This is a genomic window from Rhodococcus sp. NBC_00294 (assembly GCF_036163995.1).
In the GTDB taxonomy this organism is placed as follows: Bacteria; Actinomycetota; Actinomycetes; order Mycobacteriales; family Mycobacteriaceae; genus Rhodococcoides.
This window is the reverse complement of record NZ_CP108043.1, coordinates 4,341,000-4,367,044: the sequence shown is the minus strand read 5'-3', so window position 1 is coordinate 4,367,044 and position 26,045 is coordinate 4,341,000. Positions and strand designations below refer to the sequence as shown.

At 69.0% G+C, this 26,045-nt stretch carries 25 protein-coding genes; 15 read left to right on the top strand and 10 right to left on the bottom strand.

Features of this window, described 5'->3' with window-relative positions:
• The first annotated feature begins 33 nt into the window (after nt 1-33).
• The 6 genes from OHB23_RS20470 to OHB23_RS20445 all read left to right on the top strand — a co-directional run bounded on the left by OHB23_RS20470 (nt 34) and on the right by OHB23_RS20445 (nt 7,563).
• On the top strand, nt 34-891 hold the full coding sequence (locus OHB23_RS20470; RefSeq protein WP_222650967.1) for an aminodeoxychorismate lyase: 858 nt from the start codon (nt 34-36) through the stop codon (nt 889-891).
• A 112-nt stretch (nt 892-1,003) separates the two neighbouring features.
• Entirely contained in the window at nt 1,004-2,470 is a 1,467-nt protein-coding gene (locus tag OHB23_RS20465; RefSeq protein WP_328810277.1) for a cytochrome ubiquinol oxidase subunit I, read from the top strand.
• 18 nt (nt 2,471-2,488) lie between these two features.
• The gene (cydB, locus tag OHB23_RS20460; RefSeq protein ID WP_328810276.1) at nt 2,489-3,523 is read left to right on the top strand and encodes a cytochrome d ubiquinol oxidase subunit II; all 1,035 of its coding nucleotides are present in this window, start codon (nt 2,489-2,491) and stop codon (nt 3,521-3,523) included.
• Nucleotides 3,520-5,202: a thiol reductant ABC exporter subunit CydD gene (gene cydD / locus OHB23_RS20455; protein ID WP_222646613.1), complete on the top strand. Its 1,683-nt coding sequence runs from the start codon at nt 3,520-3,522 to the stop codon at nt 5,200-5,202. The genes cydB and cydD overlap by 4 nt, the downstream gene beginning before the upstream one ends.
• Nucleotides 5,199-6,989: a thiol reductant ABC exporter subunit CydC gene (cydC, locus tag OHB23_RS20450; protein ID WP_328810275.1), complete on the top strand. Its 1,791-nt coding sequence runs from the start codon at nt 5,199-5,201 to the stop codon at nt 6,987-6,989. The genes cydD and cydC overlap by 4 nt, the downstream gene beginning before the upstream one ends.
• A gap of 220 nt (nt 6,990-7,209) precedes the next feature.
• Nucleotides 7,210-7,563, top strand: coding sequence for a hypothetical protein (locus tag OHB23_RS20445; RefSeq protein ID WP_328810274.1), 354 nt, complete (start codon nt 7,210-7,212; stop codon nt 7,561-7,563).
• Here OHB23_RS20445 and OHB23_RS20440 read toward each other — a convergent pair.
• Nucleotides 7,551-8,213, bottom strand: coding sequence for an FABP family protein (locus OHB23_RS20440; RefSeq protein ID WP_027504278.1), 663 nt, complete (start codon nt 8,211-8,213; stop codon nt 7,551-7,553). The genes OHB23_RS20445 and OHB23_RS20440 overlap by 13 nt on opposite strands.
• A 269-nt stretch (nt 8,214-8,482) precedes the next feature.
• On the opposite strand from OHB23_RS20440, the gene OHB23_RS20435 reads away from it, so the two are divergent.
• Nucleotides 8,483-9,985 (top strand): cutinase family protein, encoded by a 1,503-nt coding sequence (locus OHB23_RS20435; protein WP_328810273.1) that lies wholly within the window; start codon nt 8,483-8,485, stop codon nt 9,983-9,985.
• Between the two features lie 90 nt (nt 9,986-10,075).
• On the opposite strand, the gene OHB23_RS20430 is transcribed toward OHB23_RS20435, so the two are convergent.
• From OHB23_RS20430 to OHB23_RS20410, 5 genes are all read right to left on the bottom strand, one after another.
• Complete coding sequence (locus OHB23_RS20430) at nt 10,076-10,384, bottom strand: DUF1416 domain-containing protein (protein WP_027504276.1); 309 nt, start codon at nt 10,382-10,384, stop codon at nt 10,076-10,078.
• Nucleotides 10,385-10,386: 2 nt separating this feature from the next.
• Nucleotides 10,387-11,220, bottom strand: a complete 834-nt coding sequence (locus OHB23_RS20425) for a sulfurtransferase (RefSeq protein ID WP_027504275.1) — start codon at nt 11,218-11,220, stop codon at nt 10,387-10,389.
• 40 nt (nt 11,221-11,260) lie between these two features.
• On the bottom strand, nt 11,261-11,719 hold the full coding sequence (locus tag OHB23_RS20420; protein WP_328810272.1) for a DUF4395 domain-containing protein: 459 nt from the start codon (nt 11,717-11,719) through the stop codon (nt 11,261-11,263).
• A 270-nt stretch (nt 11,720-11,989) separates the two neighbouring features.
• Nucleotides 11,990-12,439 (bottom strand): TlpA family protein disulfide reductase, encoded by a 450-nt coding sequence (locus OHB23_RS20415; protein WP_328810271.1) that lies wholly within the window; start codon nt 12,437-12,439, stop codon nt 11,990-11,992.
• Complete coding sequence (locus OHB23_RS20410) at nt 12,436-13,215, bottom strand: LmeA family phospholipid-binding protein (RefSeq protein ID WP_328810270.1); 780 nt, start codon at nt 13,213-13,215, stop codon at nt 12,436-12,438. Before OHB23_RS20410 ends, OHB23_RS20415 begins: the two co-directional genes overlap by 4 nt.
• Before the next feature lie 180 nt (nt 13,216-13,395).
• Between OHB23_RS20410 and OHB23_RS20405 the strand changes: the two genes are divergently transcribed.
• From OHB23_RS20405 to pstB, 6 genes are all read left to right on the top strand, one after another.
• On the top strand, nt 13,396-14,184 hold the full coding sequence (locus OHB23_RS20405) for a winged helix-turn-helix transcriptional regulator (RefSeq protein ID WP_056446762.1): 789 nt from the start codon (nt 13,396-13,398) through the stop codon (nt 14,182-14,184).
• 1 nt (nt 14,185) lies between these two features.
• Entirely contained in the window at nt 14,186-15,097 is a 912-nt protein-coding gene (gene mshD / locus OHB23_RS20400) for a mycothiol synthase (protein ID WP_442972997.1), read from the top strand.
• Between the two features lie 220 nt (nt 15,098-15,317).
• Nucleotides 15,318-16,415: a phosphate ABC transporter substrate-binding protein PstS gene (gene pstS, locus OHB23_RS20395; RefSeq protein ID WP_027504269.1), complete on the top strand. Its 1,098-nt coding sequence runs from the start codon at nt 15,318-15,320 to the stop codon at nt 16,413-16,415.
• Between the two features lie 90 nt (nt 16,416-16,505).
• On the top strand, nt 16,506-17,543 hold the full coding sequence (pstC, locus tag OHB23_RS20390; RefSeq protein ID WP_027504268.1) for a phosphate ABC transporter permease subunit PstC: 1,038 nt from the start codon (nt 16,506-16,508) through the stop codon (nt 17,541-17,543).
• Between the two features lie 3 nt (nt 17,544-17,546).
• Entirely contained in the window at nt 17,547-18,476 is a 930-nt protein-coding gene (pstA, locus tag OHB23_RS20385; RefSeq protein WP_027504267.1) for a phosphate ABC transporter permease PstA, read from the top strand.
• A gap of 15 nt (nt 18,477-18,491) precedes the next feature.
• A complete protein-coding gene (gene pstB, locus OHB23_RS20380; RefSeq protein WP_027504266.1) occupies nt 18,492-19,268 on the top strand; it encodes a phosphate ABC transporter ATP-binding protein PstB in 777 nt (258 codons plus the stop codon).
• 87 nt (nt 19,269-19,355) lie between these two features.
• On the opposite strand, the gene phoU is transcribed toward pstB, so the two are convergent.
• The 4 genes from phoU to OHB23_RS20360 all read right to left on the bottom strand — a co-directional run bounded on the left by phoU (nt 19,356) and on the right by OHB23_RS20360 (nt 24,390).
• A complete protein-coding gene (gene phoU, locus OHB23_RS20375; RefSeq protein WP_027504265.1) occupies nt 19,356-20,033 on the bottom strand; it encodes a phosphate signaling complex protein PhoU in 678 nt (225 codons plus the stop codon).
• Between the two features lie 75 nt (nt 20,034-20,108).
• Nucleotides 20,109-22,091 carry an LCP family glycopolymer transferase gene (locus tag OHB23_RS20370; RefSeq protein ID WP_328810269.1) on the bottom strand — a complete coding sequence of 661 codons (1,983 nt, stop codon included), beginning with the start codon at nt 22,089-22,091 and terminating at the stop codon, nt 20,109-20,111.
• A 63-nt stretch (nt 22,092-22,154) separates the two neighbouring features.
• Complete coding sequence (gene dusB / locus OHB23_RS20365; RefSeq protein ID WP_328810268.1) at nt 22,155-23,294, bottom strand: tRNA dihydrouridine synthase DusB; 1,140 nt, start codon at nt 23,292-23,294, stop codon at nt 22,155-22,157.
• A gap of 127 nt (nt 23,295-23,421) precedes the next feature.
• Nucleotides 23,422-24,390 carry an acyl-ACP desaturase gene (locus OHB23_RS20360; protein WP_027504262.1) on the bottom strand — a complete coding sequence of 323 codons (969 nt, stop codon included), beginning with the start codon at nt 24,388-24,390 and terminating at the stop codon, nt 23,422-23,424.
• A gap of 353 nt (nt 24,391-24,743) precedes the next feature.
• On the opposite strand from OHB23_RS20360, the gene OHB23_RS20355 reads away from it, so the two are divergent.
• Both OHB23_RS20355 and OHB23_RS20350 read left to right on the top strand, forming a co-directional pair.
• Nucleotides 24,744-25,358 (top strand): AIM24 family protein, encoded by a 615-nt coding sequence (locus OHB23_RS20355; protein ID WP_373428398.1) that lies wholly within the window; start codon nt 24,744-24,746, stop codon nt 25,356-25,358.
• Nucleotide 25,359: 1 nt separating this feature from the next.
• Nucleotides 25,360-26,031 carry an AIM24 family protein gene (locus OHB23_RS20350; protein ID WP_328810267.1) on the top strand — a complete coding sequence of 224 codons (672 nt, stop codon included), beginning with the start codon at nt 25,360-25,362 and terminating at the stop codon, nt 26,029-26,031.
• The last annotated feature ends 14 nt before the right edge of the window (nt 26,032-26,045 follow it).

Genomic DNA, 26,045 nt, shown 5'->3' with positions numbered 1-26,045 from the left:
GCCCGGTCCGGCCACGGCACTACCCTCGGGGCCATGACTTCACGCGTGGTGGTGACCCTGGACGGTGCCGTGCTCGATCCGACCGAGCCTGTTCTGCATGCCGACGACCTGGCGGCGGTGCGCGGGGACGGCATCTTCGAGACCGTGCTGATCCGCGAGGGTCGGGCGTGCCGACTCGACGCTCACCTCGCCCGCCTCACCCGGTCGGCGGCCATGCTCGACCTCGCGGAACCGGACGTCGACGCATGGCGGCGCGCGGTGGACGTGGCACTCGCGCAGTGGGAGAGGACCGGTGGCGGCGAGGGTGCGATGCGGCTGCTGCTGAGCCGGGGGCGCGAGGGGGCGGACGATGCCGAGACGGCGCTCGTCATGGTCTCCGCCGTCGCCGATCGCGTCACCCAGGCGCGCGCGGAGGGCGTGTCGGCCCTGACCCTGAACCGGGGTTTCTCCATCGACGCGACACAGCAGTCGCCCTGGGCGCTGCTCGGTGCGAAGACTCTGTCCTACGCCACCAACATGGCGGCCCTGCGCCACGCGGCACGAGAGGGCTTCGACGAGGTCGTGTTCCGCAGTATCGAGGGGCAGGTGCTCGAGGGTCCACGGTCGAGCGTGCTGGCCGTGGTGGACCGCCGCATGGTCACGCCGCCGGTGGAGCACGGGGTGCTGCGCGGCACCACGGTGGACGCTCTCTTCGAGGTCGCGGGCGACGCCGGCTTCGACTGTGCGCACGAGCCGTTGCGGGTGGCCGATCTGATCCTGGCCGACAGTGTCTGGCTGATCTCCTCCGTCACGCTGGCCGCGCGCGTGCACACGCTCGACACCACGCACCTCAAGGAGATGCCGTCGGACCGCGTCGTGCGCGAACTGGTGGACACCGCCGTCGCGCGTTGACGCGCGCCACAGGTAACGGTGGACACAGTCCATCGCCTACTACTACGCGTAGTAGTAGCGTCGGCCCCGTAGGCAGGATCCCCGCCTCGCAGCCGACGACAAGAAGCTGGTCATGGACGCACTCGATGTCTCACGATGGCAGTTCGGAATCACCACCGTCTATCACTTCCTGCTCGTCCCGCTGACCATCGGACTCGCTCCGATCGTCGCCGCGATGCAGACCATGTGGGTGATCACCGGCAAGGACTCCTGGTACCGGCTCACCAAGTTCTTCGGCAAGCTCTTCCTCGTCAACTTCGCACTCGGCGTCGCCACCGGCATCGTCCAGGAGTTCCAGTTCGGCATGAACTGGTCCGAGTACTCACGGTTCGTGGGCGACGTCTTCGGTGCGCCGCTCGCGCTCGAGGGCCTCGTCGCGTTCTTCCTCGAGTCCACGTTTCTCGGGCTGTGGATCTTCGGGTGGCAACGGCTGCCGAAAGCCGTTCACCTGGCGACGATCTGGCTGGTGGCCATCGGGGTCAACGCCTCCGCCTACTTCATCATCGCCGCGAACTCGTGGATGCAGCACCCGGTGGGGGCCGTCTACGACCCGGACACGGGGCGTGCCGAGCTCGTCGACTTCTGGGCCATGCTCACCAACAACACGGCGCTCGCGGCGTTCCCGCACGCGGTGGCCGGATCCTTCCTCACCGCAGCGACATTCGTCGCCGGCATCGCCGGGTGGTGGATGGTGCGCAGCGCACGTCGCGGCGACGTCGGTCCCTCGTCGGAGGCCCGCTCCATGTTCCGCCCCGCGGCCCGGCTGGCATTCGTCGTCATGATCGCCTCCGGCGCTGCACTCGCGATCACCGGAGACGTGCAGGGCAAGTTGATGTTCGAGCAGCAGCCCATGAAGATGGCATCGGCAGAGTCGCTGTGTCACACCGAGACCGGCGCCTCGTTCTCGATCCTCACCATCGGCACCCACAACAACTGCGACAGCGTCCAGCACATCGTCGCGATACCCGGCCTGACATCGTTCCTCGCGAAGAGCGACCTCGACGCGACCGTCCAGGGGGTCACCGAGCTGCAGCAGCAGTACGAGGAGCAGTACGGACCGGGCAACTATCGGCCCAACCTCTTCGTGACCTACTGGGCCTTCCGGATGATGATCGGCCTCGCCGCCGGGTCAGCCGTGCTCGCGCTCGCCGGCCTGTGGGTCACTCGAGGCGGCCGAGTTCCGGACCAGCGCTGGTTCTCCCGGCTCTCACTGCTCGCGATCCCGACACCCTTCCTGGCGAACAGTGCGGGCTGGATCTTCACCGAGATGGGCCGCCAACCCTGGATCGTCGCGCCCAACCCCAGCGGAGTCGACATGATCCGCCTGACGGTCGACCAGGGTGTGTCCGACCACCCCGTCGCTCTGGTGGCGGCGTCCCTCGCGACGTTCACCGTCCTCTACGCCGGGCTCGGTGCCGTCTGGTTCCTGCTCATGCGTCGCTACGTGCAGGCAGGTCCGCTCGAGCACGACAGGCACCCCCACGACGACGACGGTGGCGACACCGACGCCGACGCCCGCCCGCTCTCGTTCGCCTACTGACCCGCCGGAGACATGATCATGGGAACGCCCGAATTCTGGTTCGCCGTCGTCACCGCATTGTTCGTCGGATACTTCGTTCTCGAGGGCTTCGACTTCGGGGTCGGCATGCTCATGCCCGTTCTCGGTCGATCCGGCCGGGACGACGCCGAGGCCCGACGTCGCGTAGTGCTCAACACGATCGGTCCGGTGTGGGACGGCAACGAGGTGTGGCTCATCACGGCGGGAGGAGTGCTCTTCGCGGCCTTCCCCGAGTGGTACGCGACGCTCTTCTCCGGCTTCTATCTGCCGCTGCTGCTGATCCTCGTGGCGCTCATCCTGCGTATCTGTGCCATCGAGTACCGCGGCAAGATCGACGACCCCGTGTGGCGGCGTCGGTGCGACCTCGGTATCGGGATCGGTTCCTGGGTGCCCGCGGTGCTGTGGGGTGTCGCCTTCGCGAACATCGTGCGCGGTGTCGCCATCGACGCGGACAAGAAGGTCACCTCGGGACTGCTCGACCTTCTCACTCCCTATGCGCTGCTGGGTGGTGCGACCACAGCGATGCTCTTCGCGTTCCACGGTGCCGTGTTCATCGCCCTCAAGACGGCCGGCGAGGTTCGAGCGGACGCATCGAGACTCGCTGCGGCACTGATCTTTCCGACCGTGGTGGGCGCCGGGGTGTTCGCGCTGTGGACTCAGCTCGCGCACGGGAAGGGCTGGACCTGGTGGATCGTCGCCGCTGCCGTGGCAGGGCTGGTGACGGCAGCGGTGGCCGTGCTGCGCGGGCGAGACGGATGGGCCTTCGTCGGCACCACCGTGACCATCGGCGGAGCCGTGCTGTTGCTCTTCTGCTCACTGTTCCCGGACGTGATGCCCTCGACCATCGACGCCGCGTTCTCGCTGACCGTCGACAACGCGTCGTCCTCCGCGTACACGTTGCGCATCATGGCGTGGCTGTCGGCGATCGCGGCACCGGTGGTCCTGGCCTACCAGGGCTGGACCTACTGGGTCTTCCGTCGGCGCATCTCGACGACGCAGATCCCGGCGTCCATCGGCCTGGCGAGCACTCGATGACCGCGACGAGGCGGCCCCGAGGACCGATCGACCCCCGGTTGTGGCACCGGTCGGTGCCCGTCCGTCGTCACCTCGTGGGGTCGGTGGCGCTCTCCCTGGTGACGACCGCGTGCGTCGTCGTCATCGCCGTCGTCGTCGGGACCGTGCTGGGCGGCGCGGTCACCGACCCGACCCGTCGGACGGTCGGAGCCTGGACCACCGAGCTGACGGTCCTGGCTGCCGCCGTACTGGTCCGCGTCCTCGCGTCGTGGGCGCGGTCGAGGTACGCGCACCGCTCGGCGGTCCGAGTCGTGCGCGGGTTGCGCGCGGACATGCTGGACGCGGCCACGACGACGCGCTCGCGCGGCGGGGAGGATCGGGGCGAGTGGTCGACGGTGGTCACGCGTGGTCTCGACGGACTGGCGCCCTACCTCACCGACTACGTCCCGGCCCTCGTCCTGGCGGCGACCGTCACGCCGATCGCGACCCTTATGATCGCGTTCGTCGATCCGCTCTCCGCGGTGATCGTGGCGGTCACACTCCCGACGATCCCGGTGTTCATGGTGCTGATCGGTCTGATGACCCGCGGGCGGTCCCGACGAACCCTCGACGCGATGACGCGACTGTCCTCTCAGCTGATGGACCTGCTCGCCGGAATCCCGACACTGCGCGCACTCGGCCGGCAGGACGGGCCAGCCGCGCGGGTCGGCGAACTCGGGGACGAGCACCGCCGCCGGACGATGGCCGCACTGCGCGTCGCCTTCCTCTCGTCCATGGTGCTCGAACTGCTGGCCACGCTCGGCGTCGCACTCGTCGCGGTGTCGATCGGTCTACGCCTCGTGTACGGCGACATGGAGCTGGCACCCGGCATCGTCGCGCTCATTCTGGCGCCCGAGGTCTACCTGCCGCTGCGCGCACTCGGTGCCGCCTTCCACGCGTCCGAGGACGGTGCGGAGGCCGCGGGACGTACCTTCGCTCTGCTCGAGAGCGCCGAGTCGCAGGCGCCGCGTGACCAGCGGACGGCCGCGCCGCCCACCGGTCCGGTCACCGTCGTCCTGACGAACCTGTCGGTCCGCGGGCGGGACGGGTGGGCACCCCGCCACCTCGACGCGACGTTCCGGGCGGGACGGGTGACGGTGCTGACCGGCGCCAACGGGACCGGGAAGTCGACGGTCCTGGCGTCCGTTCTCGGGCTCGTCGATCCCGACGAGGGGTCCGTCTCCCTCGTGGGCTCCGACGGGGTGCGGGTCGACCTGTCGACCGTCGACCTCGACCAGTGGTGGCGCCGTGTGACCTGGCTGCCGCAGCGTCCGGCCGTCGTCGCCGGATCCGTCGCCGACAACCTCGACCTCGGGGCGCGTGGTGACGTGGCCGAAGCTGCTCGTGCCACGGGGTTCTCGTCCGTCCTGGCGTCCCTGCCCCGCGGAGCCGCGACGATGCTCGGCGCCGGGGGAGTGGGACTGTCCGTCGGAGAAGCCCAGCGGTTGGCCCTGACGCGCACTCTCGCCGCGACGGGATCCGTCGTGCTCCTGGACGAACCGACCGCCCACCTCGACCCGGAATCGGCGCGTCGGGTGCTCGGGTCCCTGCGGGCCGCGGCCGACGGCGGCCGCACCGTCGTCATCGTGGGGCACACGCCCGAGGTGCTCGCCGCCGCGGACACTGTCGTGCACGTGGACCGAGCGGCGGTGTCGGCATGAGCAATCTGACGCGGGCACTGCGGCTGCTCGACCTGCCGCCGGGGCGCGTCGCGCGGGCCGTGGCGGCCGGAGTCGCGACGCTGGGCAGTGCACTCGCGCTGTCCGCGCTCTCGGCCTGGCTCATCACGCGGGCATGGCAGATGCCGCCGGTGTTGCACCTCTCGGTGGCCGTGGTCGCGGTGCGCGCGCTCGGCATCACGCGCGGCGTGTGTCGGTACCTGGAACGACTGGCCACGCACGACGTCGCACTGCGCGGGACCGTCCGTGCGCGGTCCACCCTGTACCGCGAACTGTCGCAGGGTGATTCGGCCACGGCGGTGACGACGCGGCGAGGGGATCTCCTCGTGCGGACCGGCGCCGACGTGGATGCCGTCGGCGACGTGGTGGTGCGCGCCCTCGTTCCCGTCGCCGTCGCGGCGGTGGTCTCGGCTCTCGCGGTCGGACTCGTCGCCGTGTGGTCCCCTGCCGCGGCAATCGTCCTGGCGGTCGCGCTGCTCGTCTCCGGGGTCGTGGCGCCCTGGTCGAGCGCCAGGGCCGAGCGGGCCGCCGCCGAGGATCTCGTCGCTGCGCGAGCCGACTTCGCCGCCCACGCCGTCACCGCGATCGACCACGCCGCCGAACTCCGGGTGTCCGGGCGACTGGCAGACGTGCGACGCCGCGCTGACGAGGCCGACCGCGCCGTCGGTGCCGCGCAGGACCGCGCCGCCGGGTGGTCCGCCCTGTCCGCCGCGGCGACCCCGCTGTCGATGGGAGTCGCGGTGCTGGGCGCCCTCGCCGTCGGCATCTCGGCGTACGGCACCGCATCGGGGTTCGCGGGCGGCACCGACCCCACCGGGCTCGCCGTCGTGGTGCTGGTTCCGCTCGCCGCGTTCGAGGCGACGGGTGCGATACCCGCCGCCGCGGTGGCGTGGGTGCGCGGATCCGCGGCGGCTCGGCGGATCATGGCTCTCGTGGACGAGGCCCGCTCCGGGCCGGCGGTGACGCCGAAGGACGACCCGTCGCCGTCGCCGTCGGTGCGCCTCGAGGTGTGCGACGTCGTCGCAGGCCGCGGCGGATCGCGGACCGCGCCGGTATCTCTGGTGGTGGAACCCGGTGCGCGCCTGGCGATCAGCGGACCCAGCGGCGTCGGCAAGTCCACGCTCGCCATGACGATCGCGGGGCTCGTCGCCCCCGCCGCGGGCGCCGTGCTCGTCGACGGCAGGTCCGTCGGCGAACTGTCCGAGGACGCGGTGCGTCGGACGGTGTCCTACGTCGCCGAGGACGCCCATGTCTTCCGGACCACCGTTCTGGAGAACCTCCGTGTGGTGCGCGGTGACGTGACCGAGACGGAGGCGACGGCGGCACTCGACCGGGTCGGGCTCGGCGACTGGGTGCGCGCACTGCCCGACGGTGTGCACACGGACCTCGACGGCGGCGCGGAGGTGCTGTCCGGCGGACAGCGTCGCCGACTGCTGCTGGCCCGCGCGACGCTCTCGCGGGCGGCGGTGATCATCGTCGACGAGCCCACCGAACACGTGGACGACGTGTCCTCCGCCGCGTTGCTCGCCGCGATGCTCGATCCCGACGGTGGACTGTTCGATCGGGCGACGACCGTTCTGGTCGTGACGCATCGACCGGTGCCGACGGGCGTTCGAGTGGTGACCGTGAGCGGTGAACGTCAGGTGTGTTCGCTCACGGAAAAAGACGTTGCCGACCGGGCTGATCCACGCGTAGCGTCGTCTGTACACGAGAGAGGAGGTGGTCTGGAATTGTATGACTCTTGGACGCGTGAGGTGGCTGCCCGCTAGCCGCAACCGCTGACGGTTCTTCTCTCACCGCGCGAGCGGCGGGCGAATACCAGGCAGCTACCCGACCCCCGAGCCCTCGGTCCGTCCAGACCGAGACCTGTACTCCTGCAACGGTGTACCGGTAGGGCTCGGGGGTCGTCCCATGTCCGGACCAGGCCCGCGCGCCTGGTCTTTCCCGTTCTGCCGAGCAGACCCCCTCGCCTGTGTCACTGTGGGGGACATGACGAGTGACGAGCAGCCCGACACGACGAACACCGACGACACGTCCTCCGACACCGGTTCGGCGAACGAGGAGACCGTGGGCCCCGAGCTGACGCAGGAGGACCTCGATCGCGCCGGCGAGAAGATGGACGGCCTCAATGCGCGGTACGAGACCGGTGCGCGTGAGACGGTGACGCTGCCCGGCACCGGCGGCACCGTGTCCGGTACCGCGTTCGCGGACTTCGACGAGGACGGTGCCTCCGAAAAATCCGACACCGAAAAATCCGACACCGAGAAATCCGACACCGAGAAGGCCGACACCGGTTCCGGGAAGGATGCGGAGAGCGAGAAGGGCGAGCGTCAGCCCACGTAGCGTTCGAGGCGGGCGGACAGCCGGGGCTCGAGATCGCCGTCCGGTCCGACCCGCTCCTCGACGTACGCGAGATCGCCACCCTCGACGATGCCGTAGAGACGCTTCGCGCCCCCGACCAGCGCCGCCGACGTGCTTCTGATGACCACGTCGGTGGCCAGCTCCCAGGACGACTGCGTCAGTGCGCGGCCGTAGTACAGCTCGATGAGCCCGCTCGCGTGGGTCAGTAGGAGCTCGAGAGTCTCCTCGCCGTCGTCACCGGGCTCACCGGTTCCGCTCACCCGCCAGAAGCCGGACTCGCGCAGGTCGCGACCGGCGTAGGCGCCGTTCTCGTCGACGCGCCAGGTGCGGGACTCCCACGACAGGTAGGGACCGCCGTCGTGGCTCACGACGATCTGCTGTCCCAGTGTGTAGTCGCCCTCGGCGTCGTGTCCCTCACCGGTGCCGCGCCACACGCCGACCAGCGGCAGCAGTGCCAGCATGGAGTGCGAGATGTCGGGACCCTGCCGCAGATTGGCGGTGTCACCGTCACCGGGCAGATCGGGGAGCAGCGGGATGTTGCGCCCGGCCGTCTCCTTGGCCCGTTCCTCCGCACGCGCGACCGCGGCGTCACCGCTCAGGCGGGGCGCCGGGGTGCCGAACTCGTCGGTCACGACTCGTCGGTGACCAGGCGATAGACGACGTACAGCGAGAACCAGGCGATGAGGATCGACGCCAGGATGAGGAGTGCTTCGAAGAATAGGACCACGCACCGATTGTAGACCGGCGGTGTCGTGGATCTGCCACGGGCCGCCGTCGCGATCGGTCGACGCAGGCGGTCCGCAGACTGTGTGACGGATGACAACCTGTGCCGGGTCCGGTGACGCGATTCATTGTTTAAGGTCGTGAGGTTCTGGAATCGAGAGACGAGGGTGATCCATCCATGCTTCGTGTGACCGGGCTCGACCCGACCGACCGTCGGCGGACCGGGCCGACGAGGATCGTGCTGCGCGCGGCGACCGCTGCCCTCGCGACACTGCTGTTGTGCGCGATCCCTGGAGGACTGGCGGGGGCGGCACCGATCACCCCCTCCGATCCGCTCGGTCTGGGCGACGACCCCGTCGAGTCGGTGCTCGACACGTTCGGGCTGGGCACGAAGGTCGATCAGGATCCGAACAACTACGCGTACGACTGCCCCGACGTGCTCATCGTCGCCATCACGGGCGCGACGGACTCGGAGTCGGACCGGAACCCCGTCGACGAGGTGGACCGGCTGCCGTGGTCCAACTGGGTCGGCAACGTGACCGTGCCCGCGGGGGAGGCCTCGGCGTCCACGCCCGGACGAGTCGGTTGGGTGTACGTGCCGTACGCGTCGGAGTACGGCGTGGCCGTGGCCGAGCCGGTGCCCACCTATCAGGAATCCGTCGCCGAGGGCCTCGCGACCATGGGCCGGATGATCGACGCCAACAAGACCGCGTGCGGCACGTCGACGAAGTACGTGCTGCTCGGCTACAGCGTGGGTGCCGAGGTGGTCGAGCGCCTCGCCGTCGACATCGGGTCCCGACCGTCCACGGCGCACGTGACGTCCGACGACATCGCCGGGGTCGCCCTCGTCGGAGATCCGTACCGCCCTGCCGGCACTGCGTCTCTGGACAAGCCCGGTCCGCCGGGTGGTGGCTTCATGTCGTCCGAGCCGAAGGACTACGGGACCCTCACGAACAAGATCCGGTGGGCGTGCCGTCCGATGGACATCGCCTGTGACGCACCGGAGAACCTCGGCGTCCTGCCGTTGGCGCTCAACGTCTTCGGGCGGATGCACTTCACCCTGCTCGATCCGGGCCGCACCGTCACCGAGTTCGTCGCGGTCTCGTCCGACGTCGCGGCTCGCACCATCGCGCACGTCTTCAGCGACCCTGACTTCGCCACGTCGGACGAGTCCCTGCTCGACGTGATGCTCCGGGTGTCGGACCGCACCCAGCCACTGCCGGACGAGCGGTCGCCGACGCCGCGCGAGATGTTCGACGCCGTGACGTGGGCGCTCGGTCCCGGCCGCCCCGTCGTCGAGGCCAAGCTGCAGGCGGAGGCCGTGGGGTTCGGCGAGGACAACGCCGACATCCCGCAGCTGTTCGAGAAGCCCTACGTCGAACGGGGGTTCCTGCAGCACCTCTACTACTGGGACAACTTCCCGGACAACGGCCGCGACTGGGAGAGCGAGAAGATGATCCGCTGGATCACCGACCTCGCTCGCGAGCAGAGCGAGGCCCCTCCGGTCGACGAGCCGGCCGCTCCTCCTGCGGGAGACACGACGGCGCCCGCCGAGCCCCGCGTTATTCCCCCGGTGAATCCCGGCTATCTCGCGCCGCCGGCGCAGCCCGTGGAGACGGTGCCGTCGACGTGGGAGGAAGTGCTGAAGTCCCTCGGCCTCCCGCCGGAGCCCGGCAAGTAGTTCCCGCGGTCGGATCGCACACCCTCCACGACGCGAACACCCTCCCCAGCACGCTGGGGAGGGTGTTCGGCTGAAACGAGAGGTGTTCGGTCAGGCGCCGATCGAGATCTCGGCCTCGTGGAGGCCGGCGGACTCGGGCGAGATGGTCACGTCGCCGTTGCCGGACGCGGACAGCGCGCGCAGCGTCCAGGTGCCGGGGGCCGCGAAGAAGCGGAAGTCGCCGGTTCCGGACGCGACGACCTCGGCGGTGAACTCACCCGTGCTGTCGAGCAGGCGCACGTACGCACCGCCGACGGGCTGACCGTCCGACGCGGCCAGGACACGGCCCGTGATGACCGTCTCCTTCTCCACGTCGACGCCGGCGGGAAGGGTCTGTCCCTGAGCAGGTGCTCCACACATGATTACGCTCCCAACTCGATAGGTGCTCCCACGAGGGAGCCGTACTCGGTCCAGCTGCCGTCGTAGTTCTTGACGTTCTCATAGCCCAGCAGCTGCGTCAGTGCGAACCAGCTGTGCGACGAGCGCTCGCCGATGCGGCAGTACGCGATCGTCCCCTTGCTCGGATCGATGCCGACACCGTCGTAGAGCTCCTTCAGTTCCTCGTCGGACTTGAAGGTGCCGTCCTCGTTCGCTGCCTTGCTCCACGGCACGTTGACGGCGCCGGGGATGTGGCCGGGACGCTGGCTCTGCTCCTGCGGGAGGTGTGCCGGCGCCAGGATCTTGCCCGAGTACTCGTCGGGGGAGCGGATGTCGAGGAGGTTCTTGGTGCCGATGGCGGCGATGACCTCGTCGCGGAACGCGCGGATCGACAGGTCGGGAGCCTCGGCCCTGTAGGACGTTCCCTCGCGGGAGACGGCGTCGGTGCTCAGCGGACGACCGTCCAGTTCCCACTTCTTGCGGCCGCCGTCGAGCAGACGGACGTCCTTGTGGCCGTACAGCTTGAAATACCAGTAGGCGTAGGCCGCGAACCAGTTGTTGTTGCCGCCGTAGAGGATCACCGTGTCGTCGTTGGCGATGCCGCGCGTCGACAGCAGGTCCGAGAACTGCTCCTGGTTCAGGAAGTCACGAAGGACCGGATCCTGGAGGTCGGACTTCCAGTCGAGCTTGACGGCACCCTCGATGTGGCCGGTGTCGTAGGCGCTGGTGTCCTCGTCGACCTCGACGAACACGGTCTTGGGAGCATGCAGGTTCTGCTCGGCCCAGTCGGCAGTGACCAGGACGTCGGAGCGAGCCATGTGGTTCCTTTCGATTCTTCTCTGACAGGTGGTGGGTGGTTCAGGTGGTGGCATGTCGAGCCGGCAGGAGCCGACTCGCGAGTGGGTAGATCTTGCAGCCCAGGCAGATTCCGAACGCCGCGTTCAGCACGGCGGCGAACAGGGCCAGACCCGTGGCGACGGTGCCGACGGTCGTCGAGGACAGCGCGAACCCGACGGTTCCCACGATCGAGAAGGCGAATCCCAGTCCCTGCGCGAACCGCAGGGGGGTCGTCGGTTCGGTCTCCGACACCGGGCCCAGGCGCGGTGCGACGACGGCGCGGAACATGCGTCCGTAGGGATGCGCTGCCGGCCCGGCAGCAGCGCCGTACGCGAAGACCAGCGTCTGCAGGCCCAGGAGCAACGCTGCAGCGGTGAGCGACACCGTCGACACGAGCAGCGTCACGACGAGGACGCCGGTGGTCACCCAGGCGACGAAGCGGGGACCACGAACGTCGACCTGCGGGGGAATGGATGACATCGAGATGCTCCTGGAGTGGAGGAAAGGGGACCGAGCGGATGCGCATGGTCTCCGGCGATCGTCGAGCGGTCCGAGGTCGGTACAGCACGGCTGTACCCGAGCGGACGGGTCGACGAGGGGAGGACCGTCGTCAGCGGCAACGGCAGCAACAGCCACCGAGGCGGCACAGGTCCACTGTGCGGCGTCGGGTGAGCAGAAGCTCGTGGCTGGCGGTCACGTCGGCCATGGTACCCACGCCGGTCCAGATCCAGAAGTTCCGGGTGTCGCTCGTCACTCCGACGAGGGTGAATCGGACGCCGAGAGCACGGCGGCCCGCAGGTCCTTCGACGACGGCACACCCGACGCGCGCGATCGTTCCCGCATCGCCCCGTCGAGCACGAAGGTGGTCGGGAGAGACATCACGCCGAAGTCGCGGGCGAGCTGCGGATTCTCGTCCATGTCCACCTCGACGTCGGACACGCGGTGCCCCGCCGACTCGAGGTCGGTCACCACGGCGGACACGACGCGTCGCACCGCCGCACACGGGCCGCACCAGGTGGCGGAGAAGTGGAGCACGGTCACCGCGCCGTCGGTGGCGCCGGCGGCGCGCAGAGCGAGAGCTCGCGATCCCGACGCGCCGCCGCGATCCGACGTGCGGACGGCGCCCTCGCGGCGGCGGACCCACAGGCCCACCACGGCGGCGAGCGCCAGGGCGACGAGAAGGACGACGACGGCGCTCACGGCGTGCGGATCTCGTCGAGTTCGATGGTGACGTCCTCGGCGCTGCCCTCGATCACGATCTGCCCGCCCTCCGCGTAGACCGACGTGGGGAGGATGCCGAACGGCAGCTGTTGCTCGTCGATCGTGCGGGTGAACAGGCCCAGGACCGCGGGCTTCAGGAATTCGGGGATGGTGAAGTCGGCCTGGCCCTCGGGCCCGAAGTAGAGGTCCGACGCGACGATGGACACGGTTCCACCGTCGAGCCGGAGCTCGGCGGTGACGCTGACCGCGGTGTCCAGGGGGCCGACGGGCACGGTGCCCGTGAGGACCACGGCCCCGGCGGTGGTCTCGCCGGAACCGCCCGAACCGCCGGTGCCGTCGGAGCGGTCGGCGGGGGGAGTGGAGACCTGGAGGTCGGGGATCTCGAGGAACCGGCCGAGGTCGGTGGCGTCGATACGGACGCGCGCGTCGAGTTGATCCATGGGCACCGTGCGCACCGATCCGTCGAGCAGGTCGGATGCCGGAATGCGCACGCCGCGCAACGTCGCCTCGATGGTCGTCTTCTCGACGTAGTCGGTGGGGACGTCCTGCGCTCGGATCTCCACGCGGCCGTACCTGCCGTCGGCCGCCTGGGTCAGGAACGGGAAGCCGTGGATGGTCACCTGCGGATCGGACACCAGATCTCCGCCGTCCCGCAGTGCCCGCGAGACGCGGTACTCGGAGTAGGCGGCGGTGCCGAAATCGGCGGCCAGAGCGAGCGCCAGGACGAAGACGAGCCCGACGATCAGTTTTCGCACGGAGTTCCTCTCGGGCGGTTCGGTGTCCTGCGGGCGGGTCCCGAGGCGGGCGGTGGCGGCTCGCAGCCGACTGTCCTGCCTTCCGACAGGTTAGTCTGTGACCGAAGAACAACCGGAAGTGCCGGTCGCGGACCCGCTGGTGGGCTCGTCCGGCCGGAGAAGAGTGGACGAGGAGGCCCTGTGGAGTTGCTGCTGCTGACCTCCGATCCGGATCCGGAGTCCGTGCTCCCGTCCCTCGCGCTCCTGGCGCACACGGTGCGTCCCGCACCGACCGAGGTCTCGTCGTTGCTCGAGGCCGGGAGCGCGGACATCGCGCTCGTCGACGCCCGCACCGATCTGGCCGCCGCGCGCGGACTGTGTCGACTGCTCGGCAGCGCCGGCTCGTCGGTACCCGTGGTGGCGGTGCTCACCGAGGGCGGTCTGGTCGCCGTCAACGCGGAGTGGGGCCTCGACGACATCCTGTTGCCCACCACCGGACCCGCGGAGCTCGATGCCCGGTTGCGTCTGCTCGTGGGCCGCCACGGAGGCGTCAGCAGTCCCGAGGCCTCGGGGAAGATCACTCTCGGCGAGCTCGTCATCGACGAGGGCACCTACACCGCCCGTCTGCGCGGGCGACCGCTCGACCTCACCTACAAGGAGTTCGAACTCCTCAAGTACCTCGCCCAGCACGCGGGCCGCGTCTTCACCCGAGCGCAGCTGCTGCAGGAGGTGTGGGGGTACGACTTCTTCGGCGGTACCCGCACTGTGGACGTGCACGTCCGGCGTCTGCGCGCGAAGCTCGGAACGGAGTACGAGTCGCTCATCGGCACCGTGCGCAACGTGGGATACAAGGCCGTGAGACCGAGCCGGGCAGGTAAGGGTGCGGCGGGCAGCGACGACGCGGTGGACCTGCCGTCGGACGGCGACCTGGATATCGAGAACGACACGGCGACACCCTCGTTCGCCCCAGCTGATCGGACGGCCTTCTGACGTGAGCGACGCGATTCGACTCGAGGCACGGCGACCGGTCGGCGACGAGGCCCGACGCGTCCGCGACGCGATCGAGGCCGCCACGACCGCCGACGGGACACCGCCGCTGTCGGAGCAGGCCGAGCGCGCCGTGGACTCTCCGCGGGACGACGAGCATCTGCTGGCACTGGACGGCGAACACCTCGTGGGGTACGCGACGCTCTCGCCCGCGCGCGGTGACGCGCCGGTCATGGTGGAGGCCGTCGTGCACCCCGATCACCGGGGCCGCGGCGTCGGCACCGCGCTGGTCGACCGCGCTCTCGCAGCACCGGGGGCGCGCGTGTGGGCCCACGGGCGGCTGCCCGCCGCCGATCGCGTCGCCGAGAAAGTCGGTCTCGAGGTGGTCCGCGAACTGCTGCAGATGCGCCGCCCGCTCGGTGGCCCCGACGCGGCGCCCCTGCCCGAACTCACCGTCCCGGACGGCATCACCGTGCGGACCTACCGGGAGTCCGACGACGCCGAGATCCTGCGGGTGAACAACGCCGCGTTCTCCTGGCACCCCGAGCAGGGTGGCTGGACGCAGGCGGAGATCGACGAGCGCCGCGCGGAGTCCTGGTTCGACCCCGCGGGGCTGTTCGTGGCGACGTCGACGGACGACCCGGACACCGTGCTGGGGTTCCACTGGACCAAGGTGCACCCGCCGACCGGAGACGATCCCGAACTGGGTGAGGTCTACGTCGTCGGTATCGATCCGGCGGCCCAGGGCAGGGGGCTCGGCCGGACCCTCACGCTCGCCGGCCTGCGGTACCTGGCCGATCGCGGCCTCGCCGGCGTGCTGCTGTACGTCGAGTCGGACAACACGGCCGCCGTGCACACGTACGACCGGCTCGGCTTCACCACCTTCCACGTCGACGCGGCGTTCGCGCGCGTCTGACGCGGGACCGGTGCGGTCCCTGAGACGCGCATCGCATCCCGATCCGGGTTTTCGGTCTGTCTGTTCACCCTCCGTTCACAAAGGCGCGGTGAACCGTCCACCACCGGCGCTTACGTTTTCCCACGGGTAGCGCACGCTGCCCGTTGCGGTACGACGTCACCGCATCTTTTCTCGCCCGCCGACCGATCGGTCGCCGACGGGCTGTTTCTGGAGGAGACAGGTGAAGCTCGAGCGCAGCATTGCCCTCATGGGTGTACTGGCTGTCGGCGGATTGACGCTGGCTGCATGTGGTTCCGACGCGAACGTCGAGGCCACCGGCAGTGGTGACTCCGCCGCGACGTGCGAGGGCAAGAGCCCCATCACCGGCGAAGGATCGTCGGCGCAGCAGAACGCGATGTCCAACTTCACGTCCGTCTACTCGGGTGTGTGCTCCGGCAAGGCCGTGGAGTACACCGTGAGCGGTTCCGGCAACGGCCGGACCCAGTTCGTCGCCGGTCTCGTGGACTTCGCGGGCTCGGACTCGTCCATCAAGGAAGAGCAGGCCGACGCGGCCGCCACGCGCTGCGCCGGCAACCCGGCGTGGAACCTTCCCCTCGTGTTCGGTCCGGTCGCCGTGGCCTACACGCTCGACGGTGTCGACGACCTGGTCCTGACGCCCGACGTCATCGCCCAGATCTTCACCGGCAAGATCACCACCTGGAACGATCCGGCCATCGCCGCGCTGAACGAGGGCGCGTCGCTCCCGACCACCGCCATCACGCCGATCTACCGCTCGGATTCCTCGGGCACCAGCGACAACTTCCAGCGCTTCCTGTCCGACGCCGCACCGCAGTCCTGGACGCTGGACCACAGCTCCGACTGGGCCGGTGGAGTGGGCGAGGGCGCCAACGGTTCGTCGGGCGTCGCTCAGGCCGCTGCCGCCACCCCGGGCGCCATCACCTACGTCGAGAAGGGCTTCGCCGATCAGGAGAACCTGACCGCGGCGCAGATCGACTTCGGCGCCGGTGCCGTCGAGCTCACCACCGAGACCGCCGCCAAGGCGATCGACACGGTCACCTTCTCCGGTGACGGAAACGACCTCGCGCTCGACACCGACGCACTGTTCGCCAGCAAGGAAGCCGATTCCTACCCGCTGGTGCTGTCGACCTACGAGATCGTCTGCTCCAAGGGCTACGACGCGGAGACCGCCGCGGGTGTCAAGTCGTTCCTGCTCAGCGCTGCCAACGAGGGCCAGGAAGGCCTCGAGGCTGCCGGTTACGTGCCGCTCCCGGACAGCTTCAAGGAGCGTCTGGTGACGGCGATCAACGCCATTTCCTGACACACTGGTTCTCGCTTGCATCACCCCCGAAGACCATTCACCGGGTGATGCAGGCGATGCCGTACCACCCCACACGAGACAGTGAGCGGTATGAGCGACACCCATTCGATCAGCGACGTCACGCCGGCCACCACATCGGCCGTGAGCGCCGCTCGCAAGACGGAAGCGCCGACACCAGTGCCCGACAAGAAAGCCTCAGGTACGGTCACCCGCCCGGGTGACCGCATCTTCTCGACGCTCGCCACCGGTTCCGGTGTCTTCGTCATCGTCCTGATCGCGGCGATCGGTGGGTTCCTCCTGTGGCGGGCGATCCCCGCGCTGCAGAACAACACCGTGAACTTCTTCACGTACAACGGGCAGTGGAGCACGTCGGACACGTCCGCCATGCTCTTCGGTGTCCGTGACCTGTTCCTGGTCACGGCCACGGTGTCGGTGGTGGCTCTGCTGATCGCCATGCCGGTGGCACTGGGCATCGCGATCTACCTGACGAACTACGCCCCGAAGCGTCTGGCGGGCCCGCTGGGCTACGTCATCGACCTGCTGGCCGCCGTGCCGTCCATCGTCTTCGGACTCTGGGGCCTGTATGTTCTCGCGCCGGTCATCTCGCCCGTCGCCGAGTGGCTCAACACGAACCTCGCGTGGTTCCCGCTCTTCGCCACCGGTTCCGTCTCCATCGCCGGCGGCGGCACCATTTTCACCGGTGCGATCGTGCTCGCCGTCATGATCCTGCCGATCATCGCCGCGGTCACCCGCGAGGTGTTCGTCCAGACGCCCCGTGGCCAGATCGAGGCTGCTCTCGCCCTCGGCGCCACTCGGTGGGAGGTCGTGCGCACCACGGTCATCCCGTTCGGCAAGTCCGGCTTCGTCAGCGGCTCGATGCTGGGCCTGGGCCGCGCGCTCGGCGAGACCATCGCGCTCTACATCATCATCCGCAGCACCCAGGAGACGTTCGGCTGGACGCTGTTCGACGGCGGCAACACCTTCGCGACGAAGATCGCACTGGCCGCGGGTGAGTTCAACAACCAGCTGCAGGCCGGTGCCTACATCGCCGCGGGCCTGGTGCTGTTCGTCCTCACCTTCGTCGTCAACGCCGGCGCCCGCGCCGCCATCGCTGGAAAGAAGGACTGACCCATGGCCGACACCACGTCCGGTGGAACCGCCACCATGGATCGCCCCGTCAAGGAGCCGACCTTCCAGGGTGTCAGTGCCCGTCGCAAGGCCTCCGACTCGATCGCGACGGTCCTCGTGTCCCTCGCGGTGCTCATTGCGCTCGTCCCACTGATCTGGGTTCTCTACACCGTCGTCTCCCGCGGTATCGGCGCCGTCGCGTCGGCCGACTGGTGGCAGTACTCGCAGGCGGGTGTCACCCCCTTCAAGGAAGGCGGCGGCGCGTACCACGCGATCGTCGGAACGCTGCTCCAGGGACTCTTCTGCGCGGTCATCTCCATCCCGATCGGCATCTTCGTCGCCATCTACCTCGTCGAGTACGGCGTGGGCACGCGGCTCGCGAAGGCCACGACGTTCATGGTCGACATCCTCACCGGTGTCCCGTCCATCGTCGCGGCGCTGTTCATCTACTCGCTGTGGATCGCGACGTTCGGCTTCGACCGGTCGGGTCTGGCTGTCTCGCTCGCCCTGGTCCTGCTCATGATCCCCGTGATCGTGCGCTCGGCGGAGGAGATGCTGCGCATCGTTCCCCAGGACCTGCGCGAGGCGTCGTACGCGCTGGGTGTGCCGAAGTGGAAGACCATCGCCAAGATCGTCGTCCCGACGGCGCTCTCGGGCATCGTCACGGGCATCATGCTCGCTCTCGCCCGCGTCATGGGTGAGACGGCGCCGGTGCTGATCCTGGTCGGGTCCGCGACGGCCATCAACTTCAACCTGTTCGCCGGTCCGCAGACGTCGCTGCCGCTCATGATGGTCGACCTCCAGAAGGCCGGAACCGCTGCCCTCACCAGCGAGCGGATGTGGGGTGCCGCCCTCACCCTCATCCTCATCGTTGCGGTGCTGAACATCGGCGCGAAGCTGGTCTCCCGCTTCTTCGCTCCCAAGAACTTCTGACAGAAGGATCTCGACATGGCAAAACGACTCGATCTCAAGGACGTCAACATCTTCTACGGCAAGTTCCACGCCGTGTCGAACGTGACGCTCTCCGTTCCTCCTCGTAGCGTCACGGCCTTCATCGGACCGTCCGGCTGCGGCAAGTCCACGGTGCTCCGCTCGCTGAACCGCATGCACGAGGTCACCCCGGGTGCCCGCGTCGAGGGCTCGGTGCTGCTCGACGGCGAGGACATCTACGGTTCCGGCGTCGACCCGGTCGGCGTTCGCCGCACCATCGGCATGGTCTTCCAGCGTCCGAACCCGTTCCCCACCATGTCCATCCGTGACAACGTCGTGGCCGGCCTGAAGCTGCAGGGTGGCCGCAGCAAGAAGCAGCTGGACGAGGTCGCGGAGGAGTCGCTCAAGGGCGCGAACCTGTGGAACGAGGTCAAGGACCGCCTCGACAAGCCGGGCGGCGGTCTGTCCGGTGGTCAGCAGCAGCGTCTGTGCATCGCCCGTGCGATCGCGGTGCAGCCCGACGTCCTGCTCATGGACGAGCCCTGCTCGGCTCTCGACCCGATCTCGACGCTGGCGATCGAGGACCTGATCGGTGAGCTGAAGAAGGACTTCACCATCGTCATCGTCACGCACAACATGCAGCAGGCTGCACGTGTGAGCGACCAGACCGGCTTCTTCAACCTCGAGGCCACCGGCAAGCCCGGCAACCTGATCGAGATCGACGACACCGAGAAGATCTTCTCCAACCCGTCGCAGAAGGCCACCGAGGACTACATCTCCGGTCGCTTCGGCTAGACCGCAGCTCGCGCGTCCACACACGGAAAGGGCGCCCTCCCCGCGGGGAGGGCGCCCTTTCGTGCGTCCGGGTACCGAGTGGAAGAACTAGGACACGTGCTGCGCGGGAGGCGTCGGCAGGTCGCTGGGCAGGCTGCCGGTGACCAGGAAGATGACTCGGCGGCCCACCTCGACGGCGTGGTCGGCGAAGCGCTCGTAGAAGCGACCCAGCAGGGTCACGTCGACGGCTGCGGCGACGCCGTGCTTCCACTCCTTGTCCATGAGGACGCTGAACAGGTGGCGGTGCAGGTCGTCCATCGCCTCGTCCTCCTCACGGAGCTTCGCGGCGCGCTCGGGGTCGCGCGTCTCGAGCACCTCACGTGCGGAGGAGCCGAGAGCGACGGCGATGCGTCCCATCTCGGCGAAGTAACCGTTGACCTCCTCCGGCAGTGCGTGCTGGGGGTGGCGACGACGCGCGATCTTGGCGACGTGCAGGGCGAGAGCGCCCATCCGGTCGATGTCGGCGACGATCTGGATACCGGAGACCACCGAGCGGAGGTCGCCGGCGACGGGTGCCTGGAGAGCAAGCAACGCGAAGGCGCGCTCCTCTGCCTGGGCACTGAGGTCGGTGATCTTGTCGTGCTCGCCGATCACCTGCTCGGCGATCCGGAGATCCGCCTGCAGCAGGGACTGCGTGGCACGCTCCATCGCACTACCGGCCAGGGCGGCCATCTCGCCGAGCAGGTCGGCGAGTTCTGTCATCTGTTCGTTGTAAGCCACGCGCATGGCCCGATTTTACTCGGCCGTACGTGGGTACAGGGCATGCAGGCGGTGAACGGGCGGTGAATGCGGAGCAGCGATTCACACACAGGACTCGTCGGCCCCGTTCGTGACCGTCAGATCGCTGGGGAGCGCGACCTCCGTGGACGCTCCGGAGATCCCCGTCGCGAAGGTCGGAAGCAGGTCTCCGACGACGGTCGGCGGCGTCAGGAAGCCCTGGAAATCAGTCCCCAGGACGACCTCGACGATGCCGCCCAGAGTCGGCGTCTCTTCGAGAACCGCTCCCGGAATGGTGCTGGCCACCGTCGACGCGTCCGCGATCGACCCGGCGCCGTATCGCACGACGGTCGCCGCGGCACCGGTGGTCTCGGCGTTGCCGGTCCCGACGACCTGGAAGCCGTAGGCCGCCAGTTCGTCCGCGGTGGTGGCGGCCAGTCCGCTGGTCTCCGAGGCGTTGGAGATCTGGACCGACACCAGCGAGGGGTCGACCGCGACCTGCGGTTCGGTGGTGACCGGCGGCGCGACCTCGGGGGTGGTCTCGGGTGCGCGTTCCTCGCCGGGGAGCGGCTGGTCGTCGATGATCGCCTGGAAGATCGCCTTGATGTCGTCGGTGCGCGGGATCTCGTTGCCGTAGTCGGTGGTACCCGCGGTGGGGACGGTGAGGAACGTGACCGCGCCCGCTTCGACGCCGCGCAGCGACTTGCCGAGCGTCAGCAGATCCGACGTCTTCACGTTCTCGACGAACGTGTCGCGGGTGAACGCCGTGACGAAACCGTTGAGGGCGCCCGGGTCGAACAGCACGCGGTTGCTCAGCACGGAGCGCAGGAGCGAGGACAGGAAGAGTTGCTGACGTTTGATGCGTCCGTAGTCACCGGTGCCCTCGGCGTCCACCTTGCGGGCGCGTACGTAGTTGAGCGCGGTGCGTCCGTCGATGCGCTGTTCGCCCGCGGTGGCCAGGACCGTTCCCAGCTCCTCGTCGACCAGCGGAACCGGGGAACACACGTCCACCCCGCCGACCTCGTCGACCATCGACTCGAAGCCGGCGAAGTCGATACCCACGAAGTGGCCGATCCGCAGTCCAGAGATCTTCTGAATGATCTTGACCAGGCACTTGGGTCCACCGAGCGCATAGGTCGCGTTGAGCTTGTCGCCGTCCGCGGCGGGATACATCTCGCCCGTGTAGTCACCGGTGGTGCTGTCCCAGCCCTCGCACTCGGGGCGTTCGACGTCGAGGTCGCGGGGGAACGACACGGCGACCACGCGACTGCGGTCGGCCGGGATGTTGATGAGCATGACGGTGTCGGACCGTGCACCCTCGGCATCGGCCACCGTGCCGGCGCCGATCTCACCACTGGCTCCGGCTCGGGTGTCCGTCCCGACGATGAGGTAGGTCTCGTCGCCGTACTGGCCGGGCGCGTCGACCACGTCGGTGGACTCGGTGTCCAGGGCCGCGACCTGCTCGAACCCGCGGTCGGTCGCCCGGAGATATCCCCACACGACACCGGTGATGACCAGGGCCAGGATCGAGACCATCGAGACGCCGACACGGCCGGCGACCCGCATCCGCTTGCGTTTGCGTGCCCTGCTGAGGGCGAGCCGCGTGAGCGTCGGGGGTGCGACGGGGCCGACCGCCTCGGGTGCCGGACGCTCCGCGGTGCGTCGCTCGTCCACGACGGGGGCGATCACCTCGGTAGGCGGCTCCGGATCCTCGCGAGGTGGAACCGGCGGGGACGGTGGAGGGCTCGACGCGACCGCTCGATCGTCCGCGCCGGAGGTCGGCGAGTCGTCGCGACCCGCTGCGCGTCCCCGGTTCGAACCGATGCGGGAGATCCGATCCACGACCTCGGCCACCGAGAGGCGTCGATCCTGGTCGTCGGACGAGGACGGCGGGGTCTGGTCGGGCTCGGGTCGATCCGCTGGCGGGCGCTGTTCCGGCGCGGGCTGCTCGGACGGGGGAGACGGTGTCTCGGGGTCGCGATCGGAGCGCGGCACTCGCGAGATGGGACGCTCCCAGGGGGCGCGTCGTCCGGGTGTGGGCGACCCCGGTTCGTTCTCGTCACCCACTGGTCGTTCCGTCTTTCTCTCGGGCGTCGAACAGTGGTCGACGGATCGACGCCATAGTACTGATCATCCGCCCGAGTGCATCAGATCGGCGCCCGCCGGCACCGCACAGTCGTCGGGATCGTCGAGCCAGACGTCGGGCAGCGACACGGCGCCGGGGGAACCCTGGCGACCGCGGGGGCCCTCGGCGTCGGCCGGGAAGGGAACGGTCGGATCCAGGCGGGCCAGCAGCTCGTCGAGCTCTGCGAGTGTCGAGACGGTGGCCATGCGTACCCGCAGGTCCGAGCCGGCCGGGAATCCGCGCATGTACCAGGCGACGTGCTTGCGCATCTCCCGGAGCCCGCGGCCCTCGCCGTGGTGGTCGGACAGCAGTTCCGCGTGCCGACGCATGATGACGGCGACCTCGCCCAGCGTGGGCGGAGTCGGCGCAGTGGTGCCGCGCAGGGCGGCGGACAGTTCGGCGAACAGCCAGGGGCGTCCCAGGCAGCCGCGGCCGACGACCACGCCGTCGCAGCCGGTCTCGGCCATCATGCGGGCGGCGTCGGACGCGTCGAAGATGTCGCCGTTGCCCAGGACGGGGACGTCGCGGACGTGATCCTTGAGGCGCGCGATCTCGGACCAGTCGGCCGTACCGGAGTAACGCTGCGCCGCGGTGCGCGCATGGAGCGCGACGGCCGCAGCACCCTCGCCGGCGGCGATCCGTCCTGCGTCGAGGTGCGTGTGATGCTCGTCGTCGATGCCGATCCGGAACTTGACGGTCACCGGGATGTCGGTCCCCTCGGTGGCCTTCACCGCCGCGGCGACGATGCGTCCGAACAGCGATCGCTTGTACGGCAGGGCGGCGCCGCCGCCCTTGCGCGTCACCTTGGGCACGGGGCAGCCGAAGTTCATGTCGATGTGGTCGGCCATGTTCTCGTCGACGATCATCTTCGCGGCGTCGTACGTCGTGTCCGGGTCCACGGTGTAGAGCTGCAAAGAGCGAGGCGTCTCGGTCGGGCCGAACGTGGTCATGTGCAACGTGGCGGGCTGCCGCTCGACGAGGGCACGCGCGGTGACCATCTCGCAGACATAGAGCCCGGAGGTGCTGCCCGTCAGCGTCTCCTCGAGCTCCCGACACAGCGTGCGGAACGCCACGTTGGTGACACCGGCCATCGGCGCGAGGACGACGGGACTACGCAGGGCGAGGGAACCGATCTGCAGAGTCATGGTTGATCACACACCAGACATGGTCGACGGGAAACAGCGATGTGCCCGGCATCCGCGGAACGGGTGCCGGGCACATCGAGGGTATCCGTCGGAACTGGCACTCGGCCACTCCGTGGTGCGGTGCGGGTCAGGATGCCTGCGCGGCCTGCCGCTTGGCAGCCTCGCGGGACAGCATGCGGTCGCGCTGCTCCTCGAACTTGAGAACGTCCTTCTCCAGCTTCTCGAGGAAGGCGGCGAGCTCCTCACGCGTCTGCTCGCCCTCGGCGGTGAAGTCGGTGCGATCGAAGATGTTCCACTTGCGCAGCACCGGCATGACGACGTCCTCGAGGTGCTGACGCAGATCGTAGATCCCGTGCTTGGCCATCAGCACGCCGTTGCGGCGGAAGTTGGGCATGCCGGCGCCGGGCATCTGGAAGTTCTGCACGATGTCGGCGATGGCACGCAGCGCCTGGTCGGGCGAGATGTCGAGCGCCGCACCGCACAGGTTGCGGTAGAAGATCATGTGCAGGTTCTCGTCGGCCGCGATGCGCTGGAGCATGCGGTCGGCGATGGGGTCGTTGCAGACCTTGCCCGTGTTGCGGTGGCTCACTCGCGTGGCCAGCTCCTGGAACGTCACGTACGAGACGGAGTGCAGGAAGCCCATCTGATCGTGGCCACCGGCAGCGGCCGAGGAGAAGCCATTGGTCATGTGCTCGATGCGGGCCTGCTCGAGGGCGACGGGATCCACTCCGCGCGTGACCACCAGGTAGTCGCGCATGACGATGCCGTGGCGGTTCTCCTCGGCGGTCCACCGGCCCACCCAGGTGCCCCAGGCGCCGTCCTGCGAGAAGTTCTCCGCGATCTCGCGGTGGTACGACGGCAGGTTGTCCTCGGTGAGGAGGTTGGTGATCATGGCGGCCTTGGCCACCTCGTCGAGCCGAGACTGCTCGGGCGACCAGTCCTCGCCACCGAGCGCGGCGAAGTTACGCCCCTCGTCCCAGGGGACGTAGTCGTGGGGGTGCCACTCCTTCGCCATGGAGAGATGCCGGTTCAGATTCTCTTCCGCAACCGGCTGCAGCTCTCCGAGCAGCTCCAGTTGGGTCAGATCCCGTGCCATGCGTGTCCTCCAGAATGGTGTTCGGCTCACTGCTTCCGCGCGATGACCGCGCTGCCTCGTACTGTGAGGGCAGCCTACGGCACCGTAACTTCGATGTGAATTGCTTCGACGAGCCGCCGCGAGGGGTGCGTACCGTCCGGTAGACGTTCATCGAGCGGGGCGACAGTTCGTTACGCCCGCCCGCCGTCGACCCCGTCCAGTATATGCCGCGGGGTACGGGGTACAGGTGTTGTGACTTCTGCGAGAAACGAACTCGATGTACTGTGCGTCACTCGGAGTCGGTGGCAGGGGACAGATCACCGGAGCCACTGTGGCGACGGCCGTTGTCTGCCATTCTGTCTGCCGTGGCGCAACTGAGAACCGAGGGACACCGCGTTCTGGTCGTCGACCTGCACGGGGACAGCGTGCGGGCGGTCACCGGATCGATGATCGCGTACGAGGGCCAGGTGACCTTCCGGAACGCCGGGATGGGCGGTGGCGGTGGACTGCGCGCCGCTCTCAAGCAGAAGGTCACCGGCGAGTCGCTGTCCCTGATGGAGATGGCGGGGCAGGGAACGGTGCGGCTCGCGGTCGACGCGCAGCACGTCGTCGTCGTGCCGTTGGCGGGTGACGCACTCCACGTCGAATCGTCGCAGTTGCTCGCTCTGTCCGGCGGGCTGCGGTCCGATGTGGCCTTCGCCGGGCTCCGCGGCGCCTCGTCCGGGCAGGGCCTGTTCACGACGGTCGTCAGTGGACAGGGCGAGGTGGGACTGCTGTCCGCGGGCGGACCGCTCATCGCGCTCGAGGTGTCGCCGCAGTACCCGTTGGTGGTCGATCCGGACGCCTTCGTCGCGCACCGAGGTCAGGTGACACAGAGCTTCGTCACCGACGTCACGTGGCGGTCGGCCGTCGGTGGCGGGAGCGGCGAGGCCTTCTCCCTCCGCTTCGACGGCACCGGTGTCGTCTACATCCAGCCGCAGGAGCGCTGACATGTTGGAACTCGTCAACAGCAAGGTCGTGAAGTCGACCGTCGCCCAGGGCTCGCCCACGCCGGCGCGCCGTGGATCCATGTTGTTCCACCAGGGCGACGTCCGCTTCGTCCCGCACACGATCGGCGGCGCGGGCGGCATGCCGGGGATGGGTGCAGTCGTGGGTATGGCCGGCCGGATGATGTCGGGCGAGCACGTCGCCATGATGGCCGCCGAGGGGTCCGGCACCGTGCACTACGGCCACGCCGGGCTGCACGTGTCCGTCATCGATCTCGACGGGACCGGTGTCCTCTCGGTCGAGGCGTCACGGTTGCTCGCACACAGTGGCGCACTCTCGACATCGGTCGTACCCCTGACGCAGCAGGGAGGGGTCCGCGGCGCGGTGCGCGGGGCGATGACCGGGCAGGGCATGTTCACGACACAGGTCGCCGGACGTGGGCAGGTGGCCGTGCTGTCCCACGGTGGGACGGTCGAGATCGAGGTGGGTCCGCACCGGCCGCAGGTGGTGGTCGATCCGCAGGCGTACGTGTGTCACCGCGGCACTCTCACCGTCGACATCTCGACGAACGTCGGGTGGCGTGACGCCGTCGGCCGCGGTTCGGGTGAAGCGGTGCAACTCGCTATCGGCGGCGCAGGGACCGTGTGGGTCCAGGCGTCCGAGCAGAAGTTCTGACGAGAGGGATCGGA

Excerpts from the sequence above, each read along its gene's own strand:
- OHB23_RS20470 (WP_222650967.1), top strand. The coding sequence starts at position 34 with ATGACTTCACGCGTGGTGGTGACCCTGGACGGTGCCGTGCTCGATCCG.
- OHB23_RS20465 (WP_328810277.1), top strand. The coding sequence starts at position 1,004 with ATGGACGCACTCGATGTCTCACGATGGCAGTTCGGAATCACCACCGTC.
- cydB (WP_328810276.1), top strand. The coding sequence starts at position 2,489 with ATGGGAACGCCCGAATTCTGGTTCGCCGTCGTCACCGCATTGTTCGTC.
- cydD (WP_222646613.1), top strand. The coding sequence starts at position 3,520 with ATGACCGCGACGAGGCGGCCCCGAGGACCGATCGACCCCCGGTTGTGG.
- cydC (WP_328810275.1), top strand. The coding sequence starts at position 5,199 with ATGAGCAATCTGACGCGGGCACTGCGGCTGCTCGACCTGCCGCCGGGG.
- OHB23_RS20445 (WP_328810274.1), top strand. The coding sequence starts at position 7,210 with ATGACGAGTGACGAGCAGCCCGACACGACGAACACCGACGACACGTCC.
- OHB23_RS20435 (WP_328810273.1), top strand. The coding sequence starts at position 8,483 with ATGCTTCGTGTGACCGGGCTCGACCCGACCGACCGTCGGCGGACCGGG.
- OHB23_RS20430 (WP_027504276.1), bottom strand. The coding sequence starts at position 10,384 with ATGTGTGGAGCACCTGCTCAGGGACAGACCCTTCCCGCCGGCGTCGAC.
- OHB23_RS20425 (WP_027504275.1), bottom strand. The coding sequence starts at position 11,220 with ATGGCTCGCTCCGACGTCCTGGTCACTGCCGACTGGGCCGAGCAGAAC.
- OHB23_RS20420 (WP_328810272.1), bottom strand. The coding sequence starts at position 11,719 with ATGTCATCCATTCCCCCGCAGGTCGACGTTCGTGGTCCCCGCTTCGTC.
- pstC (WP_027504268.1), top strand. The coding sequence starts at position 16,506 with ATGAGCGACACCCATTCGATCAGCGACGTCACGCCGGCCACCACATCG.
- pstA (WP_027504267.1), top strand. The coding sequence starts at position 17,547 with ATGGCCGACACCACGTCCGGTGGAACCGCCACCATGGATCGCCCCGTC.
- pstB (WP_027504266.1), top strand. The coding sequence starts at position 18,492 with ATGGCAAAACGACTCGATCTCAAGGACGTCAACATCTTCTACGGCAAG.
- phoU (WP_027504265.1), bottom strand. The coding sequence starts at position 20,033 with ATGCGCGTGGCTTACAACGAACAGATGACAGAACTCGCCGACCTGCTC.
- dusB (WP_328810268.1), bottom strand. The coding sequence starts at position 23,294 with ATGACTCTGCAGATCGGTTCCCTCGCCCTGCGTAGTCCCGTCGTCCTC.
- OHB23_RS20360 (WP_027504262.1), bottom strand. The coding sequence starts at position 24,390 with ATGGCACGGGATCTGACCCAACTGGAGCTGCTCGGAGAGCTGCAGCCG.
- OHB23_RS20350 (WP_328810267.1), top strand. The coding sequence starts at position 25,360 with ATGTTGGAACTCGTCAACAGCAAGGTCGTGAAGTCGACCGTCGCCCAG.